Raw genomic sequence first — 26,758 nt, 5'->3', positions numbered from 1 at the left:
GAGTTAGGGTCGTCACATGGCCTCAAAGCGCCTGAGCGCCAATGACTTGCGATCACGGACGGATCCTCAGGGATCCAAGGGTCCGTTTGCTCTATGCGAGTCGCATGCGAGAGCTAGGCCATGCCGACGCTGGGTCGCGTTGGTACCGGCTGCACGGAACGGGAGACCCCGTGATCACCGATACCCTGCTGCGGGTGCTCAGTGAACGGATACGCGACTTCGAGATCGAGAAGGTCGACGGAGTCGGACACTGGGCGCAGTGGTCGCAGGGTTAGGCGAACTTGCTTGCGAGGGCGTGCAATCTGAGTGCGACGCGAAGTTCGAGGTTCTCGCCGGTCGGATCCCAACGTTGGCCGAGTATCTCGCGGATTCTGTTCAACCGCTTGAGGACGGTATTCGTGTGGACGAACAGCTCGGCCGCCGTGGCCGGGACGCTGCCGCCGAGGCCGTAGTACCGCTCGAGGGTGGGAACCAAATCGGTGCGGTGGGCCGCGTCGTATTCCAGTAGTGGTCCGAGGATGCGATCCATCATCCGTTCGAGCTGTGGCGCGCGGTCGCCGTCGAACAGCGCGGTGAACAGGGCCAGATCGTCGGTGGTCGTGTGTCCTCGATCGACGTTGAGCCCCTTGAGGATCTGCACGCAACCGGATGCGGAGCGCCACACCGTCGAAAGTGCCGTTCCTGACTCGGATACGCCGGCCGCTACGCGAACCGATCCCGACGTCGCGGCAGCCAGACGCTTGAAGAGCAGTTCTGCCGCCGACGCGGAATCCGATCCGGGCAGGATGGCAACGAGGAGACCAAGATGCTCGCCGCCGAGGCCGCCGAGCTCGTCGCAAATGCTCGCCGCGAGAAACCGCTGCCGGGCGCGATCACCAGCGTCGACCTCGATGGCGGCCACACAGTGCGGTTCGCTCAAGTCAAGGCCACGGGTGCGTGCCCGCAACACCGTGCCGGCTTCGGTGCGGGCGGTGGTGAGCAACTCCGTGACCAGTTCGTCTCGGACCCGCTCTTCGGCTTGAATCTCGGCCCGTTCGCGCAACCTCAGCAGTGCCGCGATCTGGGCAGCTCGCTCGAAGATCCGCATTTCCACCGCGGATAGCGGCTCGGGGCGGCTCACCGTCAATGCACCGAGATGGACGTCGCCCGCGCCCACCGCTACGGCGAAGTTGACTCCTCCAAGACCGCGCTCCAAGGTGACGGGCACGGCGTGGCCCGTTCGTCGGCTCTCCTCCGTTCCGGAGGCCCAGGCATGGGCGAGAGCCTTGGCGCGACGTCGGTCCATCGGTGGGCCCTGCCTGTCACCGAGCACGGGACGACCGTGCTCATCGACTTGGGTGACCGTGCCAGACAACGCTCCGCCGACGGCATCGACCAAGGCCGTCATGTCGCCGCCCCGCAACACCAGTTCGGTCAACGCCTCGTGCACTTGCTCGGAGCGCTGTGCCGCCGTGACGAGTTCTTCGAGGTCTCGTCGAGCGGCCTCCGAGGTGGCGAAGGTCCTTGCGTTGTCCAAGGCCACGGCGGCACTGTCGGCGAACGCGTTCATCAACGTCACCTCTTCGGGAAGGAAGGGACGCGGTCTGCGGTTCGAGGTGAACAGCACGCCCAACACCTCGTCACCCTTGACCAACGGAACCCCCAACGTGGCGTGCAGATTCTCTCCGCGCATTGCCTGATCCAGGTCTGGGTCGTGGGTGATGTGCTCAGCCGTGCCGTACTCCTCGGACCAGAACGGCTTGCGGCTCTCGATGACGAACCAGGACATACCGGTCGATGGGCGGACCCGGATGTCGCGGAACCGCGCCGTGGCGAGGCCGATGCTGGATCGAATGTAGAGATCGCCGCGGTCCTGATCTACGACGCCCAGGTACGTGGCATCGGTGCGCGCGAGCTCGTGGGCCCGGTGCACGATCGCCCGCAGCACGTCGTCCACGTCGTGTAGCTGCGCGAGATCGCGCGCCGTGGCATAGAGAGCGGATAGTTCCTCTTCTCGACGTCTACGCCACCGCGCGTTCTCCCACACGCGGATTGCGGCGTTGTAGGCCTCGCCGATCTCGCGGTTGAGATCTGGATACTTCTCGACGAGCTCGCTACGCACGTCCTCTAGCTGCGATGCGGTGGGATCGGCCTCTCGGGCGAGCAGTTCCAAGAAGTCGTAACGCACCAGTCGTCGTCGCCCCGCATCCTCGGAATCCTCGTCGCTCACGAGACCCACTCCCACTCCAGCGATGCGTGCACACCGTCCAATGTGCGAGCCACGACCTCGCTGCCATATGTGGATTCTCCCACTGTAGGCCGTTTCGCGGTGTGGATTTACACATGTCGGTGGGGGTTACCGACCCCTAATTTCGCTACTAGAAGGTTCGACGGCGGAAGGCGGAGGCCATGGCGTCCTATTACGCATACGGCGTGGCGGAGGTACGTGCATTCGTCGGACGGGAGGTCGGTCCTGGGGCCTGGCGCGCCGTGAATCAACACGACGTCGACAGGTTCGCCGACGTGACCCACGATCGTCAGTGGATACACGTCGACCCGGCTGCAGCCTCGACGTCGCCATCCGGCGGGACCGTGATCCACGGCAACTTCATCCTGAGTCTGGTGATGCCGCTGTTCGCCGATCTCCTGGAGATCTCGGGCTTCGACACGGTCGTCAACTACGGCTTTGATCGCGTGCGGTTCCCGGCACCCGCACCCACCGGCGGTCGCCTGCGCGTCACCGCCCGCGTCACGTCATTCGACGAGGTCGACGATGGCGAGCACCAGATGCGTGCCACCTTCACCGTCTACAGCGACCTGGCGCAGAAACCCGTATGCGTCGCCGACGGCCTGCTCCGCTACCTCGAGGCGGCCGACGCAGCGGCGGCCGCCTCCGTCGCCGAGGAAGGAGTTGAATCGTGAGGTCCAATGGGGTTGTTGCCACGTCGATTTCACAGGGGCGTGCAGTAAGCACCGAGAGTGAGACGGGCAGCGCCCCAGGGATTAGGACGGTCGTCGCATCCAGCGTCATCGGAACCGTTGTCGAGTGGTTCGACTTCTTCGCCTATTCGACGGCGGCCGCCATGGTCTTCAACGTCCTGTTCTTCCCGCAATACGATTCCGTGGTCGGCACGATCCTGGCGTTCGGTGGCATCGCCGTCGGTTACTTCGGTAGGCCCCTGGGCTCAATCTTCTTCGGACACTTCGGCGATCGGATCGGCCGCAAGGCGATGTTGGTGGTGTCGCTGTTCACCATGGGCGGCGCGACCTTTCTGATCGGACTAATGCCCACCTATGCCACGATCGGCATCGCCGCTCCGGCCATCCTGTTGACACTGCGGTTCCTTCAGGGGTTCGCTCTCGGCGGCGAATGGGGCGGGGCCGTTCTCTTGGTGGTCGAACACGCGCCTCCCCGACGGCGCGGCTTCTTCGCCAGCTTTCCTCAAGTCGGCCTGGCCATCGGCCTGAGCCTGGCGACCCTGACGTACCTTGCGCTCGTCCAACTCCCGCCGGCGCAGTTTCAGTCCTGGGGATGGCGAATCCCATTCCTACTCAGTGCGATTCTCGTGTTCGTCGGCATGGTGATCCGCCTGAAGATCACCGAGACCCCGCAGTTCGAGGCGTTGCGTCAACGAGGCGGTCAGGTAAAGCTGCCGTTCGTGGAGACGCTCCGCACGCATGGTGGTCAAGTCGCTCTGTGTGCGTTGACCTTTGGGACGATTGGCGGGGTTTTCTACGCTCTGTTCACGTTCAGCGTGACCTACGGAAAGGATTTCATCGGCCAGTCCACCAATCTGATGTTGGCGGTGTCGACGTTGTGCGCCGCGGTGTCGGTGATCGGGTTGCCGATTGCTGGACATCTGGCAGACCGCTTCGGCGTCAGAGCGGTGTTCTGTTCAGGAGTGGTCGTGACGATCGTGACGGCCTTTCCCGCATTCTGGCTCATCGATAGTGGATCGACGGTTTGGTTGACACTCGGCTACCTACTGATCACCGTCGGATTCTGTGGTTCCTACGGCACCTTGGGCCTGCTCTACGCTCAGGCGTTCGACGTGTCGGTCCGATATACCGGCATCTCGCTGGGAATTGGGCTCGGAACGATCATCGGTTCGGCATTCGTCCCGATCATCTACCTGGAGCTGCTGGACACCTTCGGCGGGTCGTGGGCCATCAGTGCATACCTGGTGCTCACTGGAATCGTTGCCGTCGCCACGTCGATCGGGTTGACGCGGCGCAACGGATTCGGCGATGACGCCGAAGGCAGTTCCGAGGTCGACGTCGTGCCCTGCACACGACGATTGATCAGCAGGCCTGGTCTCAGCAACTCACGACCGCATCGATGACCTGAGGTGTGCCGACGGCGTCGATGGCAAAGTCGGCACCCACCCGGGGCCGACGGGCAACGCACCGGGGTACTGGTGTGAGACTCGCGCCTGAATCGCATGCGCTGGTGTGGCAATCCACACTGACCGCGGATGGCCTCCGACGCATGATTGCTTCATAAGAGAGGAGGTCGTGAATGCTGATCGAGAATGCCGCCGACGTCACCGACGCAGCCGCAGTGACAGTCCTGGTCGACGAGGTCGTCTCGCGATACGGCCGATTGAACATCGCCGTGAATTGTGCTGGCATTGCCCCAGCATTCAAAGTCGTCAATCGCGCGCGAGCAAGGCGGGCATCGAGTTCGCCCATCTCGTCGCGCATCCCGTGACGAACCAGTATTTCAACGCGTCCTGCGTGCGCTTCGACGCGGGACTGCGGACGGCCGCGAGCTGACGACGCGGCAATGCACAGCCCCATCTAGATGTAGTTGAAAGGAAGAGTCATGACTGTTTGGTTCATCACCGGCGCGTCTCGAGGATTTGGTCTCGAGATTGCGCGAGAGGCTCTCTCGCGCGGAGATCACGTCGTCGCGACCGCCCGAGACCCTCAGGCCGTAGCGACCGCGCTGCCCGATGGGGGTGATCGACTTCTGGCGGTTGAACTCGACGTGCATCGACCCGAGCAGATCGCGGCGGCAGTGGACGCCGCGGTGGCTAAGTTCGGTCGCATCGACGCCCTGGTGAACAACGCGGGCCGCGGCCTGGTGGGCGCGGTGGAGGAGACCTCCGACGCGGAGGCGCGTGCGGCCTTCGACGTCAACGTCTTCGGACTGCTCGACGTCACGCGCGCGGTGTTGCCGCACATGCGTTCTCAGCGATCCGGCCTGGTAGTCAACCTGTCGTCCGTCGGTGGGTTCGTCTCGTGGCCCGGATGGGGTGTGTACTGTGCGACCAAGTTCGCCGTCGAGGGACTTTCGGAGGCCATGGGACACGAACTGGCTCCACTCGGGATCAAGGTTACGGCCATCGAGCCGGGACCATTTCGCACCGACTTCCTCGACGGAAGCAGCCTGCACGTCTCGGCGACTCAGATCGACGACTACACGGCGAGCGGCGGGAGTGCCCGTACGTGGGCGGCTGAGAACAACGCCGGCCAAGACGGCGACCCCGTCAAGGCGGCGAAGATCATCGTCGACCTCGCTCAGCGTGACGAGCTCCCGCAACGAATCCAGCTGGGTGCCAACGCGATCAACGACATCGCAGAAAAGATCCAGCGCACTGCGCATGACCAGGAGCAGTGGCGGGCGATTGGTCTCTCCGCGGACTTCGATGCGGCGATCGGCTCATGACCTTGATACTGATCGCAGAACTTCACGCCAAGCCTGGCCGAAGTGACGAGGTGCTACGGGCACTTACGGACATGATCGCGCCATCGGAGGCCGAGCCGGGGTGCGTGAGTTATCGACCACTCGTAGACCCGAGTGGTGAGGGCAAGATCCTGTGCCTGGAAGAGTGGGTGGACGAGGAAGCTCTCGAGCACCACTTCGCTACACCATATTTCAAGGATGTCGCCGCTCTCTTCGATGATCTTCTCGCGGAGCCCTTTCAGCTGCGCAGACTCCGTCCACAGTCGGACGGCTAGGTGCGCAAGGGGGCCTCGGCGCCTGGGATGCCGGTGACCGGCGAGGTACCGTGGCGGCAGTGCCCGAGCGCACGGTCGACGAGCTGGTCGTCAACGGAAGCGCAGAGCAGTGCGTCGAACACGTCGGAGCTGGCACCGTTCCAGCGCTGATCCGTGTCGCACGACAGTGGACGTAGCTGGGTCTGCATCTAGTGGCAGGCGCCATCACATGGCTGTAGTGTTGAAGCTGTGTCGTTCGACCGGGCGACACGAACCGACGACGAGCAGCTGGCCGATGACTACCGATACCGCACTCCTCATTCTCGCCGCGCTGTCCCTACTTCTGGCAGTCGCAATTCGCCGCGTCAGGGGGTTGTGTCATCTGTGTGATGACCCCCGGCTGGTGGGCCGTTGGAGCGCAGCGCTGGATCGAGTCTCGACCTACAAGGCTGCGACGTCGAGCCCTCGCGAACCGTCAGCGACCCACGGACACCCGAACGTGCACGACGTCGCCGTCGTCGACGTTCTCCGGCCGCCGCAGCGCGACCTTGAGTGGCACCAGGTAGACGTCGTCCCTTGGGATCAATGACGTCGTGACCTCGGTCTGGCCGATGCGCACCAGGGCGGGGATCACGCCCCAGCCGTAGGTGAGCTCCCGGAGGTGGTCGTGGAGAAAGGCGTCCAGGTCGGGTGGAGTCTCGACGAAGAAGTAGGGTGCCGGCCCGCGCCACTGGAACACTTCGGCGTCGAACTCCCAACACTCCTTTCTCATGGCCGACCAGAGTACGGGCGCAGGATCTTCAGCGCCCCCGGCACCGCCGACACTTCGACGGGCAGCGGACAGACGAACTCGCCGTCGGCGTAGGAGTTGATGCCGGGGCACTCGACCTTGATCACCTTCGCCCGCGCGGTACTCACCTCGTCGAGGGCGGTGTGGGTGCCCTTGAAGACCGTGGGGAACAGCCGGATTAGCTTCGTCCGCGACGCGGAGGCGACCATCGTCACGTCGAGCAGGCCGTCGGAGTGGTCGGCGTCGGGACAGATGAGCATGCCGCCGCCGTAGCTCCTGGTGTTTCCGATCGCAGCCATCGTGAGGTCGGTGACGAATTCCTCGCCGTCGTCGAGGGTCAGCCGGAAGGGCAGCAGGCGCAGTTTGGACAGTTCGGCCACCATCGCGACGTTGTACCGCATCCGGCCGTGCGGCCACCGGATGCGGTTGGTCCGATCGGTCACCAGTGAGTCGAAGCCCGCGGCCATCACGGTGCCGAACCACCGGTCGGTGCCGTCCGCGCCGCGGATGCGACCCAGATCGATGGTTTCGATGCGACCATCGACGACGACGTCGGCCGCAGCTTCGGGATCCCTTGTCGGGATCTCGAATTCGCGCGCGTGGTCATTCCCGGTGCCCGCCGGGATGATGCCGAGTGGGATGTCGGTCTGCGCGAGTACCTGCAGAGCGAGCGCAACGATGCCGTCCCCGCCGACGACGACGAGCGCGTCCATCCCTCGGTCGAGGGCGCCCTCGACGAGTCGCCGCGCGTGGGAGGCGTCGGTGCCCGCGATGGCGACGACGTCGACCCCCCGGCGGTGGAACTGACCGACCGCCCGCTCGGCGGCATGCAGCGCGCTGCCGTGCCCCGATGCCGGATTGGTCAGCAGCGTGATCCGTTTGGTCACGGGATCAGCTTGCCCGGGTTGAGGATTCCCGCGGGGTCGAGCACCGCCTTCACGGCGCGCAACACCTCGACGCCGAGATCGCCGACCTCGTCGCGCATCCACGGCCGGTGGTCGGCGCCCACGGCGTGGTGGTGGGTGATGGTTCCGCCGTTTCGGACGATGGCGTCGGACGCTGCGGTCTTTGCCGCGCGCCACTGCTCGATCGGGTTACCGCGCTGGCCGGCGACCACGGTGAAGTACAGCGACGCCCCGGTGGGATACACATGGGAAATGTGGCACAACACCAGCGCCGGGGTGCCGGTTTCGGCCAGCGACGTGGTCAGGGCGTCGGTCACCGCGGCCTTCAACGTGAACAGATTCGACCAACTGGTCGCCGTCTCAAGGGTTTCGCACAGTGCGCCCGCCGCCAGCAGCGAATCCCGTAGGTAGGGCGCACCGAAACGGCCGTGCTCCCACGCGAGCGCTGGTCCGTCGCCCAGCGACGTGCCGCCATTGGCCTGCAACACCGCGCGGGTCTCGGCATGCCTGCTCTCGGCGTGCATGGCGGATCCCTCGAAGGCCGTGATGGCCAGGCACCCTCCGGTGTCCTTCCCGTCGCCTCGCTCGCCCTGGATGTTCGACGGCTCGCCGATGCTCTCGGTGGTGGCGAGGTTGACGCCCGTCTCTGCCTCGTCGGAGAGCCGGATCACGGTGGGGCCGGTGCCGGTTTGGACGACGGCCCGCAACGCGGCGGCCCCCGTGGCGAAGTCGGGGAACGACCAGGCCTCGTAGCGCGTCGTCTCCGGCGCCGGATGGACCCGAACCCGCACCCGGGTGATCACGCCGAACACGCCCTCGGAGCCGACGATGAGTTGCCGCAGATCCGGGCCCGCGGCCGAGGCCGGCGCGCGGCCCAAGTCCAGGACCCCGGCGGGGGTAACCACTCGCAGGCCACGGACCATGTCGTCGAATCGACCGTAGCCCGCCGAGTCCTGGCCGGACGATCGAGTCGCCGCGAAGCCGCCGATGGTGGCGAACTGGAAGCTCTGTGGAAAGTGGCCGAGCGAGAACCCATGTGCGTCAAGCAGTCGCTCGGCCGCCGGGCCGGTGACGCCTGCGCCGATTTCAGCCTGCCCGGATACCTCGTCGATGCCGTGCAACGCGTCGAGGCGGCGCAGATCCAATGACACCACGGCCTTGAAGTCGGCGCGGATGGGATCGAGTCCACCGACCACGCTGGTGCCGCCACCGAACGGCACGACCGCGATGCTCCGCTGGGCGCAGAGTCGCAGCACGGTCAACACCTGGTCCTCGTCGGCGGGCAGGAGCACTGCGTCGGGTGCATCCTGCACGCCGGAGTCCCTGCGCCGCAACAGGTCCAGCGTGGACTTACCCCCTGCGCGCAGGAGGCGTCCGTAGTCGTCGGACACGCAAAAGGTCTCGCCGACTACGGCGACCAGCGCTTGCCGATCGACGTCCGACAACGCCGAGGGGCGCAACCTGACCTGCGCGGCGTCGAGTTCGGCGGCGGTGGACGCGTCGATTCCCAGCGCCTGGACGAGCAGACTCCGGATCCCCTCGGAGAGCGGTTTGGCCGCCGCCGGGTCGCCCCAGGCATTCCACTTCATCGGGGGCAACAACTGGTCATCCGGTCGAGTCATGCGTTACAGTATTACAGATAATGTCAATTAGTAACGAGGGACGATCGAAGTCGGTCGAGGATCGCATCCTCGACGCCGCTGCCGACTGCGTGCTCGCCTTCGGCGTCGACCGCGTGACGCTTGCCGAGATCGCCCGCCGCGCGGCCATCAGCAGGCCCACCGTGTACCGCCGATTCCCCGACACGCGGTCCATCCTGGCGGCGCTACTGACCAGGCGGATCACCGATGCTCTCGATGCCGTACCCAGCCCGGGTGTCGGCCGCAGGCCGTTGGTGGCGCGCGTCGTCGGCGTGGCCCAACGGGTGCGCCGCGACGACGTGATCATGACGGTGCTCCACCAGGCGCCCGACCTCGCGATGTTCTATCTCGCCGAGCGGCTCGGCACCAGCCAGCAGATCCTTCTCGACACCGTCGCGGGCGAAATCAAGTCCGCCCAGGACGAGGGCAGCGTGCGCGCTGGATCGGCCAGGGAGCTGGCCGCGATGAGCCTGCTCATCACGCAGTCGACCATCCTCTCGGCACAGATGGTTCAGGCCATCCTTCCCGCCGATCACCTGGTCACCGAGTTGGCCCTCGCATTGGACGGATACCTCAAGCCATGACGACCTCAGCGCCCTCGACCGCCCTCAATGCCGCCCGCCGCGCCGCCGACCTGACCGCGCTCGGTGACGGCGCGGCCGTCGACCTCGTCGTCATCGGTGGCGGCATCACCGGAACGGGTATTGCGTTGGACGCGGCCAGCCGCGGCCTTGCGGTCGTGTTGGTGGAGAAACACGACCTGGCCTTCGGGACAAGCAGGTGGAGCTCGAAGCTGGTGCACGGTGGCCTGCGCTACCTGGCGACGGGCAACGTCGGCATCGCTCGCCGCAGCGCCATCGAACGCGGAATCCTGATGACGCGCAACGCTCCTCACCTCGTCAAGGCGATGCCGCAACTGGTACCGCTGCTGCCCGCCATGAGCAGTGCGTCGCGGGCGCTGGTCCGCGTCGGCTTCACCGCGGGCGACGGTCTGCGCAGGCTGGCAGGCACGCCGGCCTCGGCTTTGCCCCGGTCGCGTCGCATCGACGCCGCCCGCGCCATCGAGCTGGCACCGACCGTGCGCCGCGACGGACTCGACGGCGCCTTCCTCGCCTACGACGGCCAACTCGTCGACGACGCGCGCCTGGTGGTCGCCGTCGCTCGGACCGCCGCCCAGCACGGTGCCAGAATCCTCACCCGCGTTGCCGCATCGGATGCGACCGGTACGTCGGTGCGGCTCACCGATCAGCTGACCGGTGAATCCCTCCAACTCTCCGCACGTGCGGTGATCAACGCCACCGGGGTGTGGGCGGGGGACGTCGACCCGTCGATCCATCTGCGCCCGAGCCGCGGCACGCACCTGGTGTTCGATGCCGCCGCATTCGGTAATCCCACTGCAGCCCTTACCGTTCCGATCCCTGGCTCCCTCAACCGCTTCGTCTTCGCCATGCCAGAACAGCTCGGCCGGATCTACCTAGGACTCACCGACGAGGACGCGCCGGGGCCGATCCCCGACGTGCCCCAGCCGACCGCAGGGGAGATCGGCTTCCTGCTCGACACGGTGAACACCGCGCTGGCCGTCGGGCTGGGACCCGACGACGTGATCGGGGCGTACGCGGGGTTGCGACCGCTGATCGACAATGGGGCAGGCAGTACCGCCGACGTGTCGCGCGAGCACGCCGTGGTGGAATCGGCGAACGGCGTGTTCAGCGTGATCGGTGGGAAGCTCACCGAGTACCGCTACATGGCGCAGGACGTGCTCGACCGCGCGGTCACGGCGCGCGGCCTGTCCGCCACGCCCTGCCGCACCCGCAACCTGCCACTCGTCGGTGCGCCCGCCAATCCCGTGTCCACCCTGCGATCGCCCGTGGACCTGCCGTCTTCGCTCGTCGCCCGATACGGCGCGGAGGGCCCCAACGTCGTCGCCCGCGCCACCTGTGACCGACCCGACGAGACCGTGGCGGACGGAATCGACGTCATCCGAGCGGAATTCGAGTACGCGGTCACCCACGAGGGTGCGCTGACACCCGACGACATCCTCGACCGTCGGACCCGGATCGGCCTGGTGGAAGCGGATCGGTCCCGCGTTGCCGGCGTCGCAGAACAGTTCTTGGCGCTCCGGCGCTGATACCATCACCCGGTGTTCATGGCGCGCCGAACGGTGATCACCACCGCCGCCACCGTGATCGCCGCGGTCGTCTTGACCGCCTGCGATCGGAGCCAAGATCCAGGGACCGCCACCGCGCAGGCCGACGCGAACGCGCAGGTTGGCCCCACGGGCCCGCGAACGCCAAGGCTCGGATACAGCAACGGCAAGACCTACGTCGTCAACCCGACGTCGCTCAACGGCAGCACGCCCGATCTGCGGGGTACGTGGCGGGCGACGAGGCAACAGCTCTCCGGCGGCGACCCCGCTGTTGCGGAGGCATTCAACGGAGCCAGTCACGGGGTCGTTCGCGGCCAGATCGCCAGGGCACTCGACGGCGTCGACGAGGGATCGTCGCCGTGGGACTTCGAGTCCGCCGGGCAGGTGACGTTCCGCGACATCGTGATTGCCCAGGTCATCACCGGCACCCTCTACTGGGGTTCGAAAACGACGAGCTTCGTCGGCACCGTCGTAATCGACACTCGGACAGCGAAACCCGTCACGTTCGCCGGTCTCTTCGCCAATGAGCGCGCGGGCCTGGAACGGCTCTCGAAGCAGACCAAGATCATCGTGCCGAAGGCCAACGGATGGGAGGGCATGGTGATGCCCGACGTGCCGGGCAACGCGCCGACGGCAGCGAACTTCGCCAACTGGATCCCGACCGTCGACGGCATGGAGATCTTCTTCCCCGACAACCAGTTCGGGATTGCGCCCGCCCAGACGATCACCGTGCCGTGGCGCGAGTTGGTCGACGTGCTTTCGCCTCGGATGGCCGGGCTTGCCAAGGGCCGATGAGTTTCTGAAACCGGACGTGTCACCACCTGCATGAGAAAGCTGATTGCGAACACGTTCCTCACCCTCGACGGAGTGATGCAGGCGCCAGGTGGACCCGACGAGGACACCGACGGTGGATTCACGCTCGGCGGGTGGTCGGTGAACTACTGGGACGACGTCATGGGCGACGTGATGGCAAAGACGATGGGTGTGCCGTTCGACCTCGTCCTTGGCCGCCGGACGTACGACATCTTCGCCGCGCATTGGCCTCGAGCGACCGAGGAGGACGGCGCCAAGCCGCTCAACGCCGCCACCAAATACGTCGCCTCCCGCGGCAATCCAGCTCTGAAGTGGGCCAATTCGCGGCTGCTCGACGGTGCCCCGGAGAATGGCATCGACGCGCTCAAGGCAGGTGACGGGCCCGAGCTACAGGTGCACGGCAGCGCGAACCTGCTCCAGACCCTGATCCGCCACGGCCTCGTCGACGAGTACCGCCTGTGGGTGTTCCCCGTGATCGCCGGCTCGGGCAAGCGACTATTCGCCGACGGCGCCGTACCGGCCGGGCTCAGCCTGGTCGAAAGCACCGTGTCGACCACGGGCGTGGTGATCGGCACCTACCGGCCGGCAGGCGCCATCACCGTCGGATCGTTTGCGCTGGAGGACTGACCTACAGCGGGATGTTCTTGTGGCGACCGCGGCGGGCGGGTGCCTCAGCCAGCGCCTGCGTCAGGACGCTGCGAGTGTGGGCGGGATCGATCTTCGCGTCGACCACGCCGATCTCGATGGCGCTGTCCACGCCGCCCGCGATCCGCTCGTGCTCGGCGGCCAGTTCCTCGTGCAGGGCCTCCCGGTCCTCGGGGGCGGCGGCGGCCAGCTTGCGCTTGTGCAGGATGCCGACCGCGGCCTTGGCGCCCATCACGGCGACCTCGGCGTCCGGCCATGCGAACACCTTGGTGGCGTTCAACGACCGCGAGTTCATTGCAATGTAGGCGCCGCCGTAGATCTTTCGGGTCACCAGCGTGACGCGGGGAACCGACGACTCGCCAAAGGCGTGCAGCAGCTTGGCGCCGCGGCGAACCACGCCGCCCCACTCCTGATCGACACCCGGCAAGTAGCCGGGCACGTCGACGATCACCACGATGGGGATGCCGAAGGCATCGCACAGGCGGACGAATCGTGCTGCCTTCTCGGCGCTTTCCGAATTGAGGCAACCCCCGAGCCGCAGCGGGTTGTTGGCGAGCACGCCGACGGCGCGACCGGCCAACCGGCCAAGGCCGACCACCATGGAGGGTGCCCACTTGGCCTGGAACTCGTCGAAGGGCGACTCGTCGTCCAGCAGTGCCGAGATCAGCGGGTGCACGTCGTAGGCGCGGCGGGCCGAATCCGGCAGAAGGGCGCGCAGGTCGGTATCGCCGGCCTCGGCCTTGGTGCGGTCGAAATGACCCTGCTGGCAGAACAATCCGACCAGTCGGCGGCCACGCTCGTAGGCGTCGGTCTCGTCGTCGGCGACGATGTGGCACACGCCGGACTTCTTGTGGTGCGTGTCGGGGCCACCGAGCGACGCCATGTCGACGTCCTCACCGGTGACGCTTCGGACCACGTCGGGGCCGGTGACGAAGACGCGGCCTTCGGGCGCCATGATGACGACGTCGGTGAGGGCGGGCCCGTAAGCCGCACCGCCAGCGGCGAATCCGACCACGACGGAGATCTGCGGGATGTAACCGGACGCGCGGATCATCGCCTCGAATACCAGCCCGACGGCGTGCAGGGCCTTGACGCCCTCGGCCAGCCGGGCGCCGCCGGAGTGCCAGATGCCGACGATCGGGCTCTGGTCCTCGATCGCGGTGTCATAGGCGTTGACGATGTGAGCGCAACCTTCGACGCCCATCGCACCGCCCATGACGGTGCCGTCCGTGCAGAACGCCACGGTGCGAACACCATTGACAGCGCCAACAGCGGCCAGTACGCCGGACTTGTCCCGCTCGTGCAACAGTTCGACCGTGTCGTCGTCGAAGAAGGCGCGCAGGCGCAACAGGGGATCGCGGGGGTCGGTGGACTCGTCGACCGCTTCAGGCACCATCGTCGTCATCTATGTCTCCTGTGTTCTCAATACTTCCCGAAGGCGATCGCTACGTTGTGCCCGCCGAAACCGAATGAATTGTTGATTGCGTACTCGAAGTTGCCATACCGCGGTTGCCCTGCGACCACGTCGAGATCGATCTCCGGGTCGAGGTTCCGCAGATTGAGTGTGGGTGGGACGACGCCGTCGCGCAGCGCCATGACCGTCAAGATCGACTCCACTGCGCCCACCGCGCCGACGGAGTGACCCAGCGCCGACTTGGGTGCATACACCGCAGGTCGGTTGTCGCCCAACGCATTGTTGATGGCCTTGCCCTCGGCCACGTCACCGACCGAGGTACCCGTCGCGTGTGCGTTGACGTGATCGATGTCACCCGGCGTCAGTCCCGCGAGCTGGATCGCCCTGGTCATCGCGCGACCCGCGTGGGTGCCGGTCGCGTCGGGCGCGACGATGTGGAAGCCGTCCGAGGTGACTCCGGCGCCCATCAGCCTGGCGATGACATTGGCGCCGCGCGCCTTCGCGTGCTCCTCGGTCTCGATGACCATGAGCCCGGCACCTTCGCCGAACACGAAGCCGTTGCGATCCTTGTCGAACGGTTTGCAGGCGCCTGCCGGGTCGTCGTTGCTGGTGGACAACACGATTCGCATCTGTGCGAACCCCGCGATCGGCACCGCCTCGATCCTGGTCTCGACGCCGCCACAGATGGCGACGTCGGCCTCACCGAGAACGATGCTGCGCCAGGCGTGGGCGATGGCCTCGCTGCCGGACGCGCACGCCGAGACCGGTGTCACCACACCTGCCTTGGCGCCGCGTTCGAGCGCCACCGCCGCGGCAGCGGCGGTGGGCACGTACTTCTGCACGACGAGCGGATGAACGGCACCGACGCCCTTCTCCCGAACGCCGTCGAAGGCGTACAGCAGTTCCTCGATGCTGCCGATGCCGGTACCGATCGACACCATCAGACGCCTGGTGTCCACGTCGGGCGAGCCCGCATGCTCCCACGCCCGCCGTCCGATGACGGTGGACATCTTCTGGAGGTAGGAAAGTCGACCCCGTTCGTCCGGAGTCAGTTCGCTCTCGAAGTCCTCCAGGAGATGGCCACCGATGCGGACCGGGAGGTCGTACAGGTCGACGAAGTAGTCATCCAACGTGCGGATGCCGCTCTCACCGTCGAGTAGCCGCTTCCACGTCCCGTCCGCATCGGTCGCCAAGGCCGTCGTCATGGCGTAGCCGGTGACGACGACGTTGGGGAGACCGTTCCCCGCCGACGAGAGAGTCGAGCGAGTCGGGCGAGACGAGCGAGTCAAGCGGGACAGACCTTCCTCTCAGCGCGGATCAGTTGTACGGATCGGTTGTTCAGTAGCGCCCGAAGGCTAGGGCGACATTGTGTCCACCGAAACCGAACGAGTTGTTGATGGCGTACTGGTAGTCGCCGTATCGAGGCTCACCCGCGACGACATCGAGATCGATCTCGGGGTCGGGTGTCTCGTAGTTGAGCGTCGGCGGGATCACGCCATCGCGCAGCGACAACACCGTCAGGATCGACTCCAGGGCGCCGACGGCACCGATGGAGTGGCCCAGCGCGGACTTCGGGGCGTACACCGCGGCGTGTTCCACACCGGCAACCCGGATGGCATTGGCCTCGGCGACGTCACCGATGGACGTGGACGTGGCGTGCGCGTTGACGTGCTGGATGTCCTTGGGGTCCAGGCCCGCGGTCTCCATGGCCCGCTTCATCGCGAAGCCCGCCCGCTTGCCGTCGGCGGCGGGTGCCACCATGTGGAAGGCGTCTGAGGAGATGCCTGCGCCCAGCAGCCTGGCCAACGGCTTGGCGCCGCGTGCCTTGGCGTGCTCCTCGGTCTCGATGATCATGAGCGCTCCGGCCTCGCCGAAGACGAATCCGTCGCGGTTCTTGTCGAAAGGCCGCGACGCACCCTCGGGATCGTCGTTGCGGGTGGACATCGCCCGCATCATCGAGAACGCCGCGATGGGCAGCGCCTCGATGCCACCTTCGACACCACCGCAGACGGCGATGTCGGCATCGCCCATGACGAGCTGGCGCCACGCGTGAGCGATGGCCTCGGAACCCGAGGAACAAGCCGACACCGGGGTGATGACGCCGGCGCGGGCACCGAGCTCCAGCCCGACGACCGCGGCGGCGCCGTTCGGCATGATCATCTGAACGGCCAGCGGTGACACCTTGCGGGGGCCACCCTCGTTCATCGCGTCGTAGCTCTCGACGATCTTCTCGCCGCCACCCAGCCCAGTGCCGACCACGACCGAGAAACGATCGGGATCGACCTCCGGGTTACCAGCCGAGTCCCACAGCTGCTTGCTGAGGTACTTCGACATCCGCTGGACATAGGACATGCGTCGCATCTCGAGCCGGGACATCAGGGGATCGAGGGGCTCCTTGAGGTGCCCGCCGATCTTGACCTGAAGGTCCCACTTGGCGACGAAGTCGTCTTCGAGGACGCGGATACCGCTTTCTCCTGCCAGCAGTCCCTTCCACGTGCTCTCGATGTCCGATGCGATCGACGTGGTCGCCGTGACGGCGGTCACGACGACGTTGGGGAAACCGCCGTTAGCAGTGGAAGGGCGGGTCACTGTGCGAACTTATCGCGCAGTGCAGCGGCAGCCTCGGGGTTCTCTTCCTCAAGCTTCTGGATGTAGGCGACGACGTCGCCGACGGTGCGCAACCCGGCGAGGTCCTCGTCGGGGATCTTCACGCCGTACTTGTCCTCGGTCTGCACCGCGATTTCCACCATCGACAGCGAGTCGATGTCCAGGTCGTCGACGAACGACTTCTCCGGGGTGACCTCGGACGGCTCGATGCCCGTGACCTCTTCGATGATCTCGGCGAGACCGGCGATGATTTCTTCCTGCGTGGCAGCCACGTTGGCTCCTTCTATTTTCGGTGTGTTTCTTCGGGCACCGACGCTCCCTGATGGAGGGTCGGCATGGACTTCTCTGGCTAGAGCTCGGCGAGCCCGTCCAGGTCTGCGGGGGTCTTGACGGCGTACGTCGGTACACCCCGAAGTTCTCGTTTCGCGATGCCAACCAGCGTGCCTGCCGGCGGGAACTCGACGATGGCGGTGACGCCGCGCGCGCGCATGGTCTCAGTGCACAGATCCCAGCGCACCGGTCGGGTCAGCTGTGCGACGAGCTTGGTCATCGCGTCGGGGGCGGAGGCGACGGGCTGGCCGTCGGCGTTGGACAGCAGCGTGGCGGTCGGTTCGCCGGCCGCGACGGCCTCGGCTGCCGCGGAATAGCCGTCCAGCGCCGATCCCATGAAGTGCGTGTGGAAGGCGCCCGCGGTCGCGAGCTTGCGGACCCGTGCCTTCGCGGGCGGATCTTCGACCAGCTTGTCGAGGGCGGACAGGGCGCCTGCGGCGACGATCTGCCCTGCCGCATTGCGGTTGGCGGGCACCAGATCGAGAGCTTCGAGGCGGGCCAGGACCTCGGCCTCGTCACCGCCCAGCACGGCGGCCATCCCAGTGGGCTCGGCAGCGCAGGCCGTGGCCATCTCGGAGCCTCGCGTTGCGGCCAGGGACACCGCGTCGTCAGCGGACAGCAAACCCGCGATGGCGTAGGCGGCGATCTCGCCGACGGAGTGGCCCGCGACGATCGTCGTCTCGGCGGGGCGTCCGGCGAGCAGGCCGCGCCTGGTGAGTTCCTCGAAGGCCAGCAGCGTCGCAGCCACGACCAGCGGCTGGGTCACCGACGTGTCGGTGATCTCGTCAGCGGTCGCCGTGGTGCCCAGCGTGGCGAGATCCAGCCCGATGGACTCGGACCAGGCGGCGATTCTCTCGTCGGCGCCGGGCAGTTCCAGCCACGGCGAGAGCATGCCGGGAGTCTGCGATCCCTGTCCGGGAGCAAGCAGCGCAAGCACGGGTGTTTGAGGCACGAATTAAGAGAACACTGTGAAGACGGTTTTGCGTGGTGTAAGAGATTATGAACCTGGTCTTATGTTTTTGTGGGGAACCTCTAAAACGGCATGTGATGGGACTACATCGAGATCTCGCCGCGACCTACTGATCCCGGCGAGATGCCCGGCCAGACCACGCTCTGGGGTGCAATGTGGGTCACTCCCGCATTTGCCGTGTTGGCGAGCGTGGCCTGTCGATGCAAGCGACCAACCGTTGCTGCGACGCGCAGCACGTACGCGTCGCGCGGCGTCGTGGGGTCACGACCCGTGAAGTCCCCGATGCGTTTCAGGCGGTACCGAACGGTGTTTGGATGAACGAACAAGGCTCGCGCACAGGCCTCGATGGCGCCTCCGGAATCCAGATACGCGTCAAGGGTCTCGGTGAGCGCAGGGCCCGCGTCGGCCAGCGGCCGCATCACCTCGGTGTCCAGGGCTGCGATTGCCGTCGCATCTCCCAGCAACGCGCGCTCGGGAAGCAACTCGCGGGCCGCCACGGGCCGCGGGGCGCCGGTCCAGCCCGCGACGGCATTCATCCCCGCGATCGCCTCGGTGGCGCTGTGGTGGGCGGCACTGAGCGTTGGCGCGGTCGGCCCAATGACGACAGGTCCGTCGGCGAACACCACCAGCAGTTCCCCGAGGGTGCGATCCGTGGGGGACAGGGGGCCCGACACGATTGCCACCAGCCACGTGCCGTGGACGTCGGACAGGGCGGCCCGCCCGCTGCGGGTCGCAATCTCGTGGACGTCCTCACTGGCGAAGTCGATGCGATCGGGGCGCGGCAACCCCACGATCACCGTCGCGGGCGCGGTGGCGTCCCAATTCAACGCCGCCGCCTGCGACTGCAACTCTGGCCCGATGTCGCCGCGAACCACCGCGTCGACGACGTTGGCCTCCATCCTGGTGTCCCAGGCGCCGCGCGCCTCTGCGGCGTCGGCGTATCCCGAGGCCGCCGCGAATGCGAGATTGCGGCTGTACCGCAGGATGCCGACGGTGAGCGCGGTCTTCTGATCCTCGTTGCGGGCCAGCTGCGGCACGACCTCCTCGAAGTGCTCCATCGTGACGCGGACCATGTCGACGGTCTGCCGCAGCGCGATCCGACGGGTCAGTTCCTGCGGGACGAGGGCGAAGGCCTCGGCCGTGTACCCCACGTCGCCACGCGGATCGCGCATCCACTCGGCGAAGTTCACCAACGCGGTCTGGACGACGAGCTGGACGCTCGCGCGCTGGGAGGCCTCCAACTCGGCGAAGAACGGCAGCCTGTCGCCCATCACGTGGACGGCTTCGGTCGCGAGCCGGCCCGAGTACTGCTTGACGCGCCGGAGCAGTGACTCCGGCACGCCGAGCAGTTCGAGCGACGAGGGCGCCGCATCCGGATGCTTCCCCGTCGATGCGCTAGCCCCGGGCTGTTTGTCGGCCACCCCTAAAAGCTACGCCTACTTTCTGGTGGATTCCTCCAAGCGGCCGGAATCGCGGCTAGGCGCTTCCCGTGTCGGCGAAGGACACGCCCGCCGCCAGGACGTCGTCGATCTGATACTGCTTGGCCGCCGCAATCGCCACCGACGGATCGATCTCACCGTCGCGGGCCAGGGCCTCCAGTACCGCCACCACGACGGACTCGGCATCGGTGTTGAAGTATCGCCTCGCGGCAGGACGGGTATCGGAGAAACCGAAGCCATCGGCACCGAGCGTGACGTAGGTGTTGGGCACCCACGCGCGGATCTGCTCCGGCACCGCCCGCATCCAGTCCGACACGGCCACCACGGGTCCCGCGGTGGATTCCAACGCCTTGGTCACGTAGGGGACACCCGCCTGCTTGTCGGGATGGCGCAGCAGTTCCTTCTCAACGGCCAGACCATCGCGATTGAGCTCGCCCCAGCTGGTCACCGACCAGACGTCCGCGGCGACGTCCCAATCGGCGGCCAGCATGTCGGCCGCCCGGAGGGCCTCCGGCATCGCCACCCCGGAGGTGAGGATCTGCGCGACGTTGTTCCGCTTGTCCTTCGCCGCCCGGTACCGGTACATGCCCTTGAGCAGTCCCTCGGGATCGAAGTTCTCCGGTTCCGGCGGCTGGGGGTAGGGCTCGTTGTAGATGGTGATGTAGAAGAAGACGTTTTCGGGGTCCTCCCCGTACATCCGGGCGAGCCCGCTCTCCACGATGTAGGCGATCTCGTAGGCGAACGCCGGGTCGTAGGCGACCACTGCGGGGTTGGTCGAGGCCAGCAGCAGTGAGTGACCGTCGGCGTGCTGCAGACCCTCGCCGGTCAGCGTGGTGCGACCGGCGGTCGCGCCGAGAACGAAGCCGCGGGCCATCTGATCCGTCGCCGCCCACAGGCCATCACCGGTGCGTTGGAACCCGAACATCGAATAGAAGATGTAGATCGGAATCATCGGCTCGTTGTGCGTCGAGTACGACGTGCCCACCGCGGTGAACGACGCCGTCGACCCGGCCTCGTTGATGCCCTCGTGCAGGATCTGACCGATCTCGCTCTCCTTGTACGCCAGCATCAACTCGGCGTCCACGGCGGTGTACAGCTGGCCGTTGCGGTTGTAGATCTTCAGGCTCGGGAACCAAGAGTCCATGCCGAACGTGCGCGCCTCATCGGGGATGATCGGGACTATTCGGTTGCCGATCCCGTCTTTTCCGTTGTCCCGCAACAGTTCCTTGAACGTCCGGACGATCGCCATGGTGGTGGCGACCGGCTGCTTCCCCGACCCCTTCTTGAGCGACTTGTAGGTGTCGCGGCCTGGCAGCTTCAAGACCTTGGCCTTGTTGCGGCGCTCGGGCAGGAAGCCACCGAGCGTCCTGCGCCGGTCGAGCATGTAGCGGATCTCGGGAGCATCCGGTCCCGGGTGGTAGTACGGCGGCAGGTACGGGTCCTTCTCGAGTTCCTCGTCCGATACCGGGACGCGGGTCGCGTCGCGGAAGCCCTTGAGATCGTCCAGCGCGAGCTTCTTCATCTGGTGGGTGGCGTTGCGGCCCTCGAAGTGCTGGCCGAGCGTGTAGCCCTTGATGGTCTTGGCCAGGATGATCGTCGGCTGGCCCTTGTGCTCCATGGCCGCCCGGTACGCCGCGTACACCTTGCGGTAGTCGTGGCCGCCGCGCTTGAGGTTCCAGATCTCCTGGTCGGTCATCGGATCGACGAGAGCCTTGGTGCGGGGATCGCGACCGAAGAAGTGGTCACGCACGTAGCCACCGTCGTTGGCCTTGTAGGTCTGGTAGTCACCGTCGGGCGTCGTGTTCATCAAGTTGACGAGGGCGCCGTCGCGGTCGGCGTGCAGCAGCGCATCCCACTCGCGGCCCCAGACCACCTTGATGACGTTCCAGCCGGCACCGCGGAAGAACGACTCCAACTCCTGGATGATCTTGCCGTTGCCGCGTACCGGGCCGTCGAGACGCTGCAGGTTGCAGTTGACGACGAACGTCAGGTTGTCCAGCGCCTCGTTGGCGGCGACCTGGATGAGGCCGCGCGATTCGGGTTCGTCCATCTCGCCGTCGCCGAGGAACGCCCAGACGTGCTGATCTGAGGTGTCCTTGATGCCCCGGTCATGCAGGTAGTGGTTGAACCGGGCCTGGTAGATGGCGTTCATGGGGCCGAGCCCCATCGACACCGTCGGGAACTCCCAGAAGTCGGGCATCAGCCGCGGGTGCGGGTAGGACGGAAGGCCGCCGCCCGGGTGGGAGTGCTCCTGGCGGAACCCATCGAGCTTGTCGGCAGTTAGCCGGCCCTCGAGGAAGGCGCGCGCGTAGATGCCGGGGGAGGCGTGGCCCTGGATGTAGATCTGGTCGCCGCCGCCGGGGTGCGCCTTGCCGCGGAAGAAGTGGTTGAAGCCGACCTCATACAGTGCCGCCGATGAAGCGTACGTCGAAATGTGGCCGCCCACACCAACTCCCGGTCGCTGGGCGCGGTGCACCATGATGGCGGCGTTCCAGCGGATCCAGGCGCGGTAGCGCCGCTCGACGTCCTCGTCGCCCGGGAACCACGGCTCCAGTTCGGTCGGAATGGTGTTCACGTAGTCCGTCGACGTCAGCGCTGGAATCGCCACGCGCTGTTCGCTGGAGCGTTCCAGCAGCCGCAGCATCAGGTAACGGGCGCGGGCCGGACCTTGACGCTCCAACAACTCGTCGAAGGACTCCAGCCACTCGGTGGTCTCGTCGGGATCGATGTCGGGTAAGTAGGAGGCGACGCCGTCGCGGATCACCCGGACCCGATCGGGTTCGCCTGTGTTACCTGAGTTTTGGGCCAGGTCCTGGCGCGCGAACTCGGTGGTCAACTGCCGCTCCTCGGTAGGCGGAATCGGGTGCTTTTGGCCCCGTCAATCGTGATGCCGGTCTATGTTCCAGCATCCGGTTCATCGTCCCCCTATCGTGCCGCACAACTTCGACCGGGGTTGGTCTACTGCACGAACGGCCGAAATTGGACGCGCGACGCACCGGACCTGCCGGTACGGTCTGAGGCTGTGAGGACGTGGCGGGGCGCGGGGCGGCTACGCCTGGCAGGTCGGATAACCGGCATCTTGGCTGCACTTGCCATGATCATCGTGGGTTGCAGCAACGTCACCGACGGCTCGGCCACGTCCAACGACAGCGACGCATCGGCGTACCGCACGTCCGTCCAGCGGTCGGTGTCGTCGTCCAGGGCCAGTGCGGCCGCAAGGGAGTCCGAGCGCCAACAGACGGTTACCGCAGAAGCCGTCAAGTCGTCCTGCGACGCGCTCGCCACCACCAGCGGTGACGCCATCCAGGCGGTGAACGTCTACGTCGACGCCTACAACGCGAACTCCGCCGACCAGGCCGGTGCGGTCGGCCCTGCTCAAGACGCCCTGAACCGCAGTGCGGTGCTGGTTAAGGCCAGTCTTTCCGATCCGCTGTCCGCGGGGTTGACGGACGCGCTCAACGCCTGGGTCGACGCGGCACAGCAGCTGGCGGACGTCCTGGCGACCGACGCGAGCTCCGATGAGCTGAACGTCGCGATCGACCGTTTGAACGCCACCAAGGACGCCGCTTTGGACGCCTGCGACGCCGCAAAGTGACCATTGCGCGCGCCAGGCATGGGTTCTCGCACGTCGGCATGCGACGATAGGACAAAGCAGATAGGCAGGCCGAAGGAGGGAACGGTGGTTGCGGCGGACTCGCCGAACTACGCCCGCAAACTGGGCATCGAGAAGAATCACCTCGTCCAGGAGCTGGGCTGGGACGAGGACACCGACGACGACATCCGGTTCGACATCGAGGACGCAAGCGGTGGCGAGCTCCTCGACGAGGACGCAGATGAGGTCATCGACGTCGTCCTGCTGTGGTGGCGCGACGACGATGGCGACCTGGTCGACCGCTTGATGGACGCCATCACCCCGTTGGCCGAGGACGGCGTCGTGTGGGTGGTGACACCCAAGACCGGAAAGCCGGGCCACGTCCGGCCGGCTGACATCGCCGAGTCGGCGCCGACGGCGGGCCTGATGCAGACCTCGTCGGCGAACCTCGGCGACTGGATCGCGAGCAGGCTCGTCCAACCCAAGTCGGGGCCGACGGGACGGCGCTGACGAGCGTGCTCGCCGTTGGCGCCACGGCGCCCGACTTCACGCTCAAGGACCAGAATGGTCGGCTCGTCACGCTGAGTGCGTTCCGTGGGGTCAAGGACGTGCTCGTGGTGTTCTTTCCCCTTGCCTTCACCGCGATCTGCGAAGGCGAGCTCGGCGAGGTCAGGGATCACCTGACCGACTACGTGAACCCCGGCGTGCACACGCTGACCATCTCGGTGGGACCGCCTGCGACGCACAAGGTCTGGAGCGCGCAAAGCGGCTTCACGTTCCCCGTGCTGTCCGACTTCTGGCCGCACGGTGAGGTGGCCCGCGCCTACGGAGTGTTCAACGCCGACACGGGCTTCGCCGACCGCGGCACCTTCGTGGTCGACCGCGGGGGCGTCATCAGGTTCGCCGAGTGTCTGGCGCCCGGCCAGGTGCGCGATAGCGAGCGGTGGACCGAGGCGCTCGCCGCGGTCCACCGCGGTTGACGGGATTTCCCGTCTCGGGTGCTCGCCAGGTAACCTGCCCCAGCACGGGCGTGTAGCTCAGTGGTAGAGCTCTGGTTTTACACACCAGCGGTCGTGGGTTCGATCCCCTCCGCGCCCACCATCAAGGCCCCTGTTCAGGGGCTTGAGGTCGAGATTCTCCGGAGCTTTCAAAGCCCCCGTTGTGCCGAGGGTGTGGGTGGCGGTGTATGGGATTTGACCCCGCTCGCATCACGAGGGCCACTCGATGGCGGGGAAACTAGAACCTAACGCGTTTGCTCGGCGAGCGAAGCTATGCTGGCATCGTCCGGAAGGGGTGAGTGATGGCAAAGACCGTGGAGTTCCATGGCGCTGACATGCGCCGTGCCTGGGATGAAGCCGCTGCCGCCGAGCGTGACGCAGAGCAGAATCGCGAGCGCATCGCAGAACGCCGTCGTCGCTTGAGCAATTGGGTTGAGGCACGCGCGAGCGCGTAGTTCACTGGCAGTCATCATGATCTCGGGTAAGACTTCGTTGATTGCGCACCTTGGGTTTCCGACGGAGACGTTCAAGTCGCCGTTGATCTACAACCCCTTCTTCGAGAAGGCCGGCATCGACGCCGTCGTGGTGCCGATGGGTGTGCGGGCCGTCGACTTCGCGAGCTTCCTCCCAGAATTGTTCAAGCTCAACAATATTCGTGGTGCGCTGGTGACGATGCCGCACAAGATGATGGCGATCGAGCTCGCTGACGAGGTGAGCCCGACGGCTCGAATCGCGGGCGCGGCCAACGTCATGCGCAAGCGCGACGACGGGAGTCTCGTCGCGGAGATGTTCGACGGTGAGGGCTTCGTCAGAGGTGTTCGCCGCAAGGGTCGTGAACTTGCAGAGACGAGTGCCTTGATCATCGGTGCCGGCGGAGTCGGGTCGGCGATAGCGGCGTCACTGGCGGCTGCGGGCGTGACGCGGATGGGCCTGGTCGATGCGGTGGGTGGTGCGGCCGAGTCTCTGGGCGGTCGGCTGTCTGGGCATTATCCTGATCTGACCGTGCGCACGGGGTCAGCCGATCCGACTGGTTACGACCTCGTCGTGAATGCCACCCCGCTTGGCATGAACGAGGGCGATCCGCTGCCGATCGACACGAGCCTCCTCTCATCGACTACCTTCGTCGGCGAGGTCGTGATGAAGTCGGCCGTGACGCCGTTTCTGCGGGCCGCTCGGGAGCGGGGCTGCGAGACTCAGGTGGGGGTGGACATGCTGTTCGAGCAGGTGCCGGCGAACCTGGAATTTCTCGGCTTCGGTACGGCCACCCCGGAGGAAGTGCGTGAGGTCGCCGAGATCGAGTATTAGTCCGACGCAGAGTCTTTGGCGTACGGATGCGGTGTCGCTCTCGGCGCTGGCTCAGACCCGTCGGCGTCGTTCCAAAATTCGGTAAGACGCACGTCGGTCCACGAGCACGGGCGCGCGCCGTGCTCGGACCAATACTCGTCCCAGTGGGCCAGCTTCCAGCGATCCCGTTCCAGGCCACGCTCGCGCAGGCGGTGCTGCAACGTTGCAGGCGATACCCGAACGCGGACCACTTCGACATCGACGGGCGGCCAGTCGAACCGGCGCGCGGACGCGCGGATGAAGCCAGGGTCACCGAGGTACGGACTGAACGGCGCGTCGAGGACCACCGATCGGCCGATGCGGAGGTTGTCGCCAGCGACATCGAGCAGAGAGTCGTATTCGAGGGGCAGTATCTCTTTGCGGTAGAAGGGGTTTGACTCCCGGTCGCCAGCATCGTAGCCGGCCGCTACCAACGCAGCTTCGACGAAGCGGGCGCTCATCGCGTCCTTGTCGAGGTAGGCGGCCCCATGCTGGACGGCGAGGCGCTGAGCTACCGTCGACTTGCCGGAGCCGGCGGTGCCTATGACGGCGATCAGCGTCGATGGGCTCACCGGCGCGCGTCCCGTACGGCGGCGAGGAAGTCGCGGGCGGCCGTGGTCACCCGGCCGTAGTCACCCTCGGGTTGCCATGCCTTGGTGACCGCGCTACCGACGCCGACACCCACCACGCCCGCTGCGAACCACTCCGCGACGTTCTCCACGGTGACTCCACCAGCAGGCATGATCGGCAGGTGCGCGAAAGGTGCGAGCACCGCCTTGGCGTAGGGAATACCCGCCCCCTCGGTCGGGAACAGCTTGAGTATGTCTGCCCCCGCCTCGGCGGATTCCAGGAGTTCCGTCGGGGTGAACGCCCCGCTGATCGTCGGCACCTGGTACCGGTTGGCGACACGGATCATCTCGCGGTTGAGCTGCGGACTGACCAGGAACCTGGCGCCGGCCCGGATGCACTCATAGGCTGCGTGTCCGTCCAGTACGGTTCCCGCGCCCACCGCGACCCCCTCTGAGTCGTATTGCCGCGCCAGTCGGCGGATGAGATCGACCGCCCCAGGAACGGACAGCGTGATCTCCAGAGCGCGAAAGCCGCCTTCGACCGCCGCATGCGCGACACGCTCGGCGGTATCGGTGTCGGGTAGCCGGACGATGAGGACTGCGCCGGATTCATCGATGGTCCGCAGTGTCTCGAGCTTGGAAGGCATGTTTTCCC

26 protein-coding genes, 1 tRNA gene and 1 pseudogene are annotated in these 26,758 nt (G+C 66.4%); 15 read left to right on the top strand and 13 right to left on the bottom strand.

The features are described from left to right. Nucleotides 1-89: 89 nt before the first annotated feature. Nucleotides 90-275 (top strand): annotated as a pseudogene (locus tag ABW137_RS21900) (alpha/beta fold hydrolase); the annotation flags it as partial. Here ABW137_RS21900 and ABW137_RS21895 read toward each other — a convergent pair. Further along, the gene (locus ABW137_RS21895; RefSeq protein ID WP_526403543.1) at nt 272-2,209 is read right to left on the bottom strand and encodes a helix-turn-helix domain-containing protein; all 1,938 of its coding nucleotides are present in this window, start codon (nt 2,207-2,209) and stop codon (nt 272-274) included. The pseudogene ABW137_RS21900 and the gene ABW137_RS21895 overlap by 4 nt on opposite strands. Before the next feature lie 179 nt (nt 2,210-2,388). On the opposite strand from ABW137_RS21895, the gene ABW137_RS21890 reads away from it, so the two are divergent. From ABW137_RS21890 to ABW137_RS21870, 5 genes are all read left to right on the top strand, one after another. Further along, complete coding sequence (locus tag ABW137_RS21890) at nt 2,389-2,901, top strand: MaoC family dehydratase (RefSeq protein WP_526403542.1); 513 nt, start codon at nt 2,389-2,391, stop codon at nt 2,899-2,901. Then, nucleotides 2,898-4,322, top strand: a complete 1,425-nt coding sequence (locus ABW137_RS21885) for an MFS transporter (RefSeq protein WP_526403541.1) — start codon at nt 2,898-2,900, stop codon at nt 4,320-4,322. Before ABW137_RS21890 ends, ABW137_RS21885 begins: the two co-directional genes overlap by 4 nt. 176 nt (nt 4,323-4,498) lie before the next feature. Beyond that, on the top strand, nt 4,499-4,690 hold the full coding sequence (locus ABW137_RS21880; RefSeq protein WP_526403540.1) for an SDR family oxidoreductase: 192 nt from the start codon (nt 4,499-4,501) through the stop codon (nt 4,688-4,690). Between the two features lie 114 nt (nt 4,691-4,804). After that, nucleotides 4,805-5,650: an SDR family oxidoreductase gene (locus ABW137_RS21875; RefSeq protein WP_526403539.1), complete on the top strand. Its 846-nt coding sequence runs from the start codon at nt 4,805-4,807 to the stop codon at nt 5,648-5,650. Beyond that, nucleotides 5,647-5,943, top strand: a complete 297-nt coding sequence (locus tag ABW137_RS21870; RefSeq protein ID WP_526403538.1) for a putative quinol monooxygenase — start codon at nt 5,647-5,649, stop codon at nt 5,941-5,943. Before ABW137_RS21875 ends, ABW137_RS21870 begins: the two co-directional genes overlap by 4 nt. 454 nt (nt 5,944-6,397) lie before the next feature. Here the strand turns inward: ABW137_RS21870 and ABW137_RS21865 are convergent, their stop codons facing one another. The 3 genes from ABW137_RS21865 to ABW137_RS21855 are packed head-to-tail and all read right to left on the bottom strand — an operon-like array spanning nt 6,398 to nt 9,206. After that, on the bottom strand, nt 6,398-6,694 hold the full coding sequence (locus tag ABW137_RS21865; RefSeq protein WP_526403537.1) for a DUF1905 domain-containing protein: 297 nt from the start codon (nt 6,692-6,694) through the stop codon (nt 6,398-6,400). Then, the gene (locus tag ABW137_RS21860) at nt 6,691-7,599 is read right to left on the bottom strand and encodes a diacylglycerol kinase (RefSeq protein WP_526403536.1); all 909 of its coding nucleotides are present in this window, start codon (nt 7,597-7,599) and stop codon (nt 6,691-6,693) included. Before ABW137_RS21860 ends, ABW137_RS21865 begins: the two co-directional genes overlap by 4 nt. Further along, nucleotides 7,596-9,206, bottom strand: coding sequence for an FAD-binding oxidoreductase (locus tag ABW137_RS21855; protein ID WP_526403572.1), 1,611 nt, complete (start codon nt 9,204-9,206; stop codon nt 7,596-7,598). Before ABW137_RS21855 ends, ABW137_RS21860 begins: the two co-directional genes overlap by 4 nt. Before the next feature lie 50 nt (nt 9,207-9,256). Between ABW137_RS21855 and ABW137_RS21850 the strand changes: the two genes are divergently transcribed. The 4 genes from ABW137_RS21850 to ABW137_RS21835 are packed head-to-tail and all read left to right on the top strand — an operon-like array spanning nt 9,257 to nt 12,843. Then, nucleotides 9,257-9,841: a TetR/AcrR family transcriptional regulator gene (locus ABW137_RS21850; RefSeq protein ID WP_526403571.1), complete on the top strand. Its 585-nt coding sequence runs from the start codon at nt 9,257-9,259 to the stop codon at nt 9,839-9,841. After that, a complete protein-coding gene (locus ABW137_RS21845; RefSeq protein WP_526403535.1) occupies nt 9,838-11,385 on the top strand; it encodes a glycerol-3-phosphate dehydrogenase/oxidase in 1,548 nt (515 codons plus the stop codon). The genes ABW137_RS21850 and ABW137_RS21845 overlap by 4 nt, the downstream gene beginning before the upstream one ends. Before the next feature lie 18 nt (nt 11,386-11,403). Continuing rightward, entirely contained in the window at nt 11,404-12,198 is a 795-nt protein-coding gene (locus tag ABW137_RS21840; protein ID WP_526403534.1) for a DUF3298 domain-containing protein, read from the top strand. 30 nt (nt 12,199-12,228) lie between these two features. Beyond that, complete coding sequence (locus ABW137_RS21835; RefSeq protein ID WP_526403533.1) at nt 12,229-12,843, top strand: dihydrofolate reductase family protein; 615 nt, start codon at nt 12,229-12,231, stop codon at nt 12,841-12,843. 1 nt (nt 12,844) lies between these two features. On the opposite strand, the gene ABW137_RS21830 is transcribed toward ABW137_RS21835, so the two are convergent. The 7 genes from ABW137_RS21830 to aceE all read right to left on the bottom strand — a co-directional run bounded on the left by ABW137_RS21830 (nt 12,845) and on the right by aceE (nt 22,457). Next, nucleotides 12,845-14,266: an acyl-CoA carboxylase subunit beta gene (locus ABW137_RS21830; protein ID WP_526403532.1), complete on the bottom strand. Its 1,422-nt coding sequence runs from the start codon at nt 14,264-14,266 to the stop codon at nt 12,845-12,847. 17 nt (nt 14,267-14,283) lie between these two features. Beyond that, nucleotides 14,284-15,564 (bottom strand): 3-oxoacyl-ACP synthase KasB, encoded by a 1,281-nt coding sequence (gene kasB, locus ABW137_RS21825; protein WP_526403531.1) that lies wholly within the window; start codon nt 15,562-15,564, stop codon nt 14,284-14,286. A 49-nt stretch (nt 15,565-15,613) separates the two neighbouring features. Then, nucleotides 15,614-16,864, bottom strand: a complete 1,251-nt coding sequence (kasA, locus tag ABW137_RS21820) for a 3-oxoacyl-ACP synthase KasA (protein ID WP_526403530.1) — start codon at nt 16,862-16,864, stop codon at nt 15,614-15,616. Then, the gene (gene acpM, locus ABW137_RS21815; RefSeq protein ID WP_526403529.1) at nt 16,861-17,154 is read right to left on the bottom strand and encodes a meromycolate extension acyl carrier protein AcpM; all 294 of its coding nucleotides are present in this window, start codon (nt 17,152-17,154) and stop codon (nt 16,861-16,863) included. Before acpM ends, kasA begins: the two co-directional genes overlap by 4 nt. A gap of 77 nt (nt 17,155-17,231) precedes the next feature. Further along, nucleotides 17,232-18,149: an ACP S-malonyltransferase gene (locus tag ABW137_RS21810; RefSeq protein ID WP_526403570.1), complete on the bottom strand. Its 918-nt coding sequence runs from the start codon at nt 18,147-18,149 to the stop codon at nt 17,232-17,234. A gap of 116 nt (nt 18,150-18,265) precedes the next feature. Continuing rightward, entirely contained in the window at nt 18,266-19,603 is a 1,338-nt protein-coding gene (locus tag ABW137_RS21805) for a PucR family transcriptional regulator (RefSeq protein ID WP_526403528.1), read from the bottom strand. A gap of 55 nt (nt 19,604-19,658) precedes the next feature. Then, nucleotides 19,659-22,457 carry a pyruvate dehydrogenase (acetyl-transferring), homodimeric type gene (aceE, locus tag ABW137_RS21800; protein ID WP_526403527.1) on the bottom strand — a complete coding sequence of 933 codons (2,799 nt, stop codon included), beginning with the start codon at nt 22,455-22,457 and terminating at the stop codon, nt 19,659-19,661. A gap of 186 nt (nt 22,458-22,643) precedes the next feature. Between aceE and ABW137_RS21795 the strand changes: the two genes are divergently transcribed. The 5 genes from ABW137_RS21795 (at nt 22,644) to ABW137_RS21775 (ending at nt 25,516) form a co-directional block, all read left to right on the top strand. Then, the gene (locus tag ABW137_RS21795) at nt 22,644-23,216 is read left to right on the top strand and encodes an Rv2240c family protein (protein WP_526403526.1); all 573 of its coding nucleotides are present in this window, start codon (nt 22,644-22,646) and stop codon (nt 23,214-23,216) included. Nucleotides 23,217-23,300: 84 nt separating this feature from the next. Further along, entirely contained in the window at nt 23,301-23,723 is a 423-nt protein-coding gene (locus ABW137_RS21790; RefSeq protein ID WP_526403525.1) for a DUF3052 family protein, read from the top strand. 5 nt (nt 23,724-23,728) lie between these two features. After that, a complete protein-coding gene (locus tag ABW137_RS21785) occupies nt 23,729-24,193 on the top strand; it encodes a peroxiredoxin (protein WP_526403524.1) in 465 nt (154 codons plus the stop codon). A gap of 46 nt (nt 24,194-24,239) precedes the next feature. Beyond that, nucleotides 24,240-24,314, top strand: a tRNA-Val gene (locus ABW137_RS21780). Between the two features lie 368 nt (nt 24,315-24,682). Further along, on the top strand, nt 24,683-25,516 hold the full coding sequence (locus tag ABW137_RS21775; protein ID WP_526403523.1) for a shikimate dehydrogenase family protein: 834 nt from the start codon (nt 24,683-24,685) through the stop codon (nt 25,514-25,516). On the opposite strand, the gene ABW137_RS21770 is transcribed toward ABW137_RS21775, so the two are convergent. Both ABW137_RS21770 and ABW137_RS21765 read right to left on the bottom strand, forming a co-directional pair. Beyond that, nucleotides 25,513-26,106, bottom strand: a complete 594-nt coding sequence (locus ABW137_RS21770; RefSeq protein WP_526403522.1) for a P-loop nucleotide/nucleoside kinase family protein — start codon at nt 26,104-26,106, stop codon at nt 25,513-25,515. The genes ABW137_RS21775 and ABW137_RS21770 overlap by 4 nt on opposite strands. Then, the coding region (locus ABW137_RS21765) for a bifunctional 4-hydroxy-2-oxoglutarate aldolase/2-dehydro-3-deoxy-phosphogluconate aldolase (protein WP_526403521.1) at nt 26,103-26,758 on the bottom strand (656 nt) is incomplete at its 5' end. The genes ABW137_RS21770 and ABW137_RS21765, both read right to left, overlap by 4 nt.

It is taken from the genome of Mycobacterium sp. (assembly GCF_040509115.1).
Taxonomy (GTDB): domain Bacteria; phylum Actinomycetota; class Actinomycetes; order Mycobacteriales; family Mycobacteriaceae; genus Mycobacterium.
This window is presented reverse-complemented; position numbering and strand designations above follow the sequence as displayed.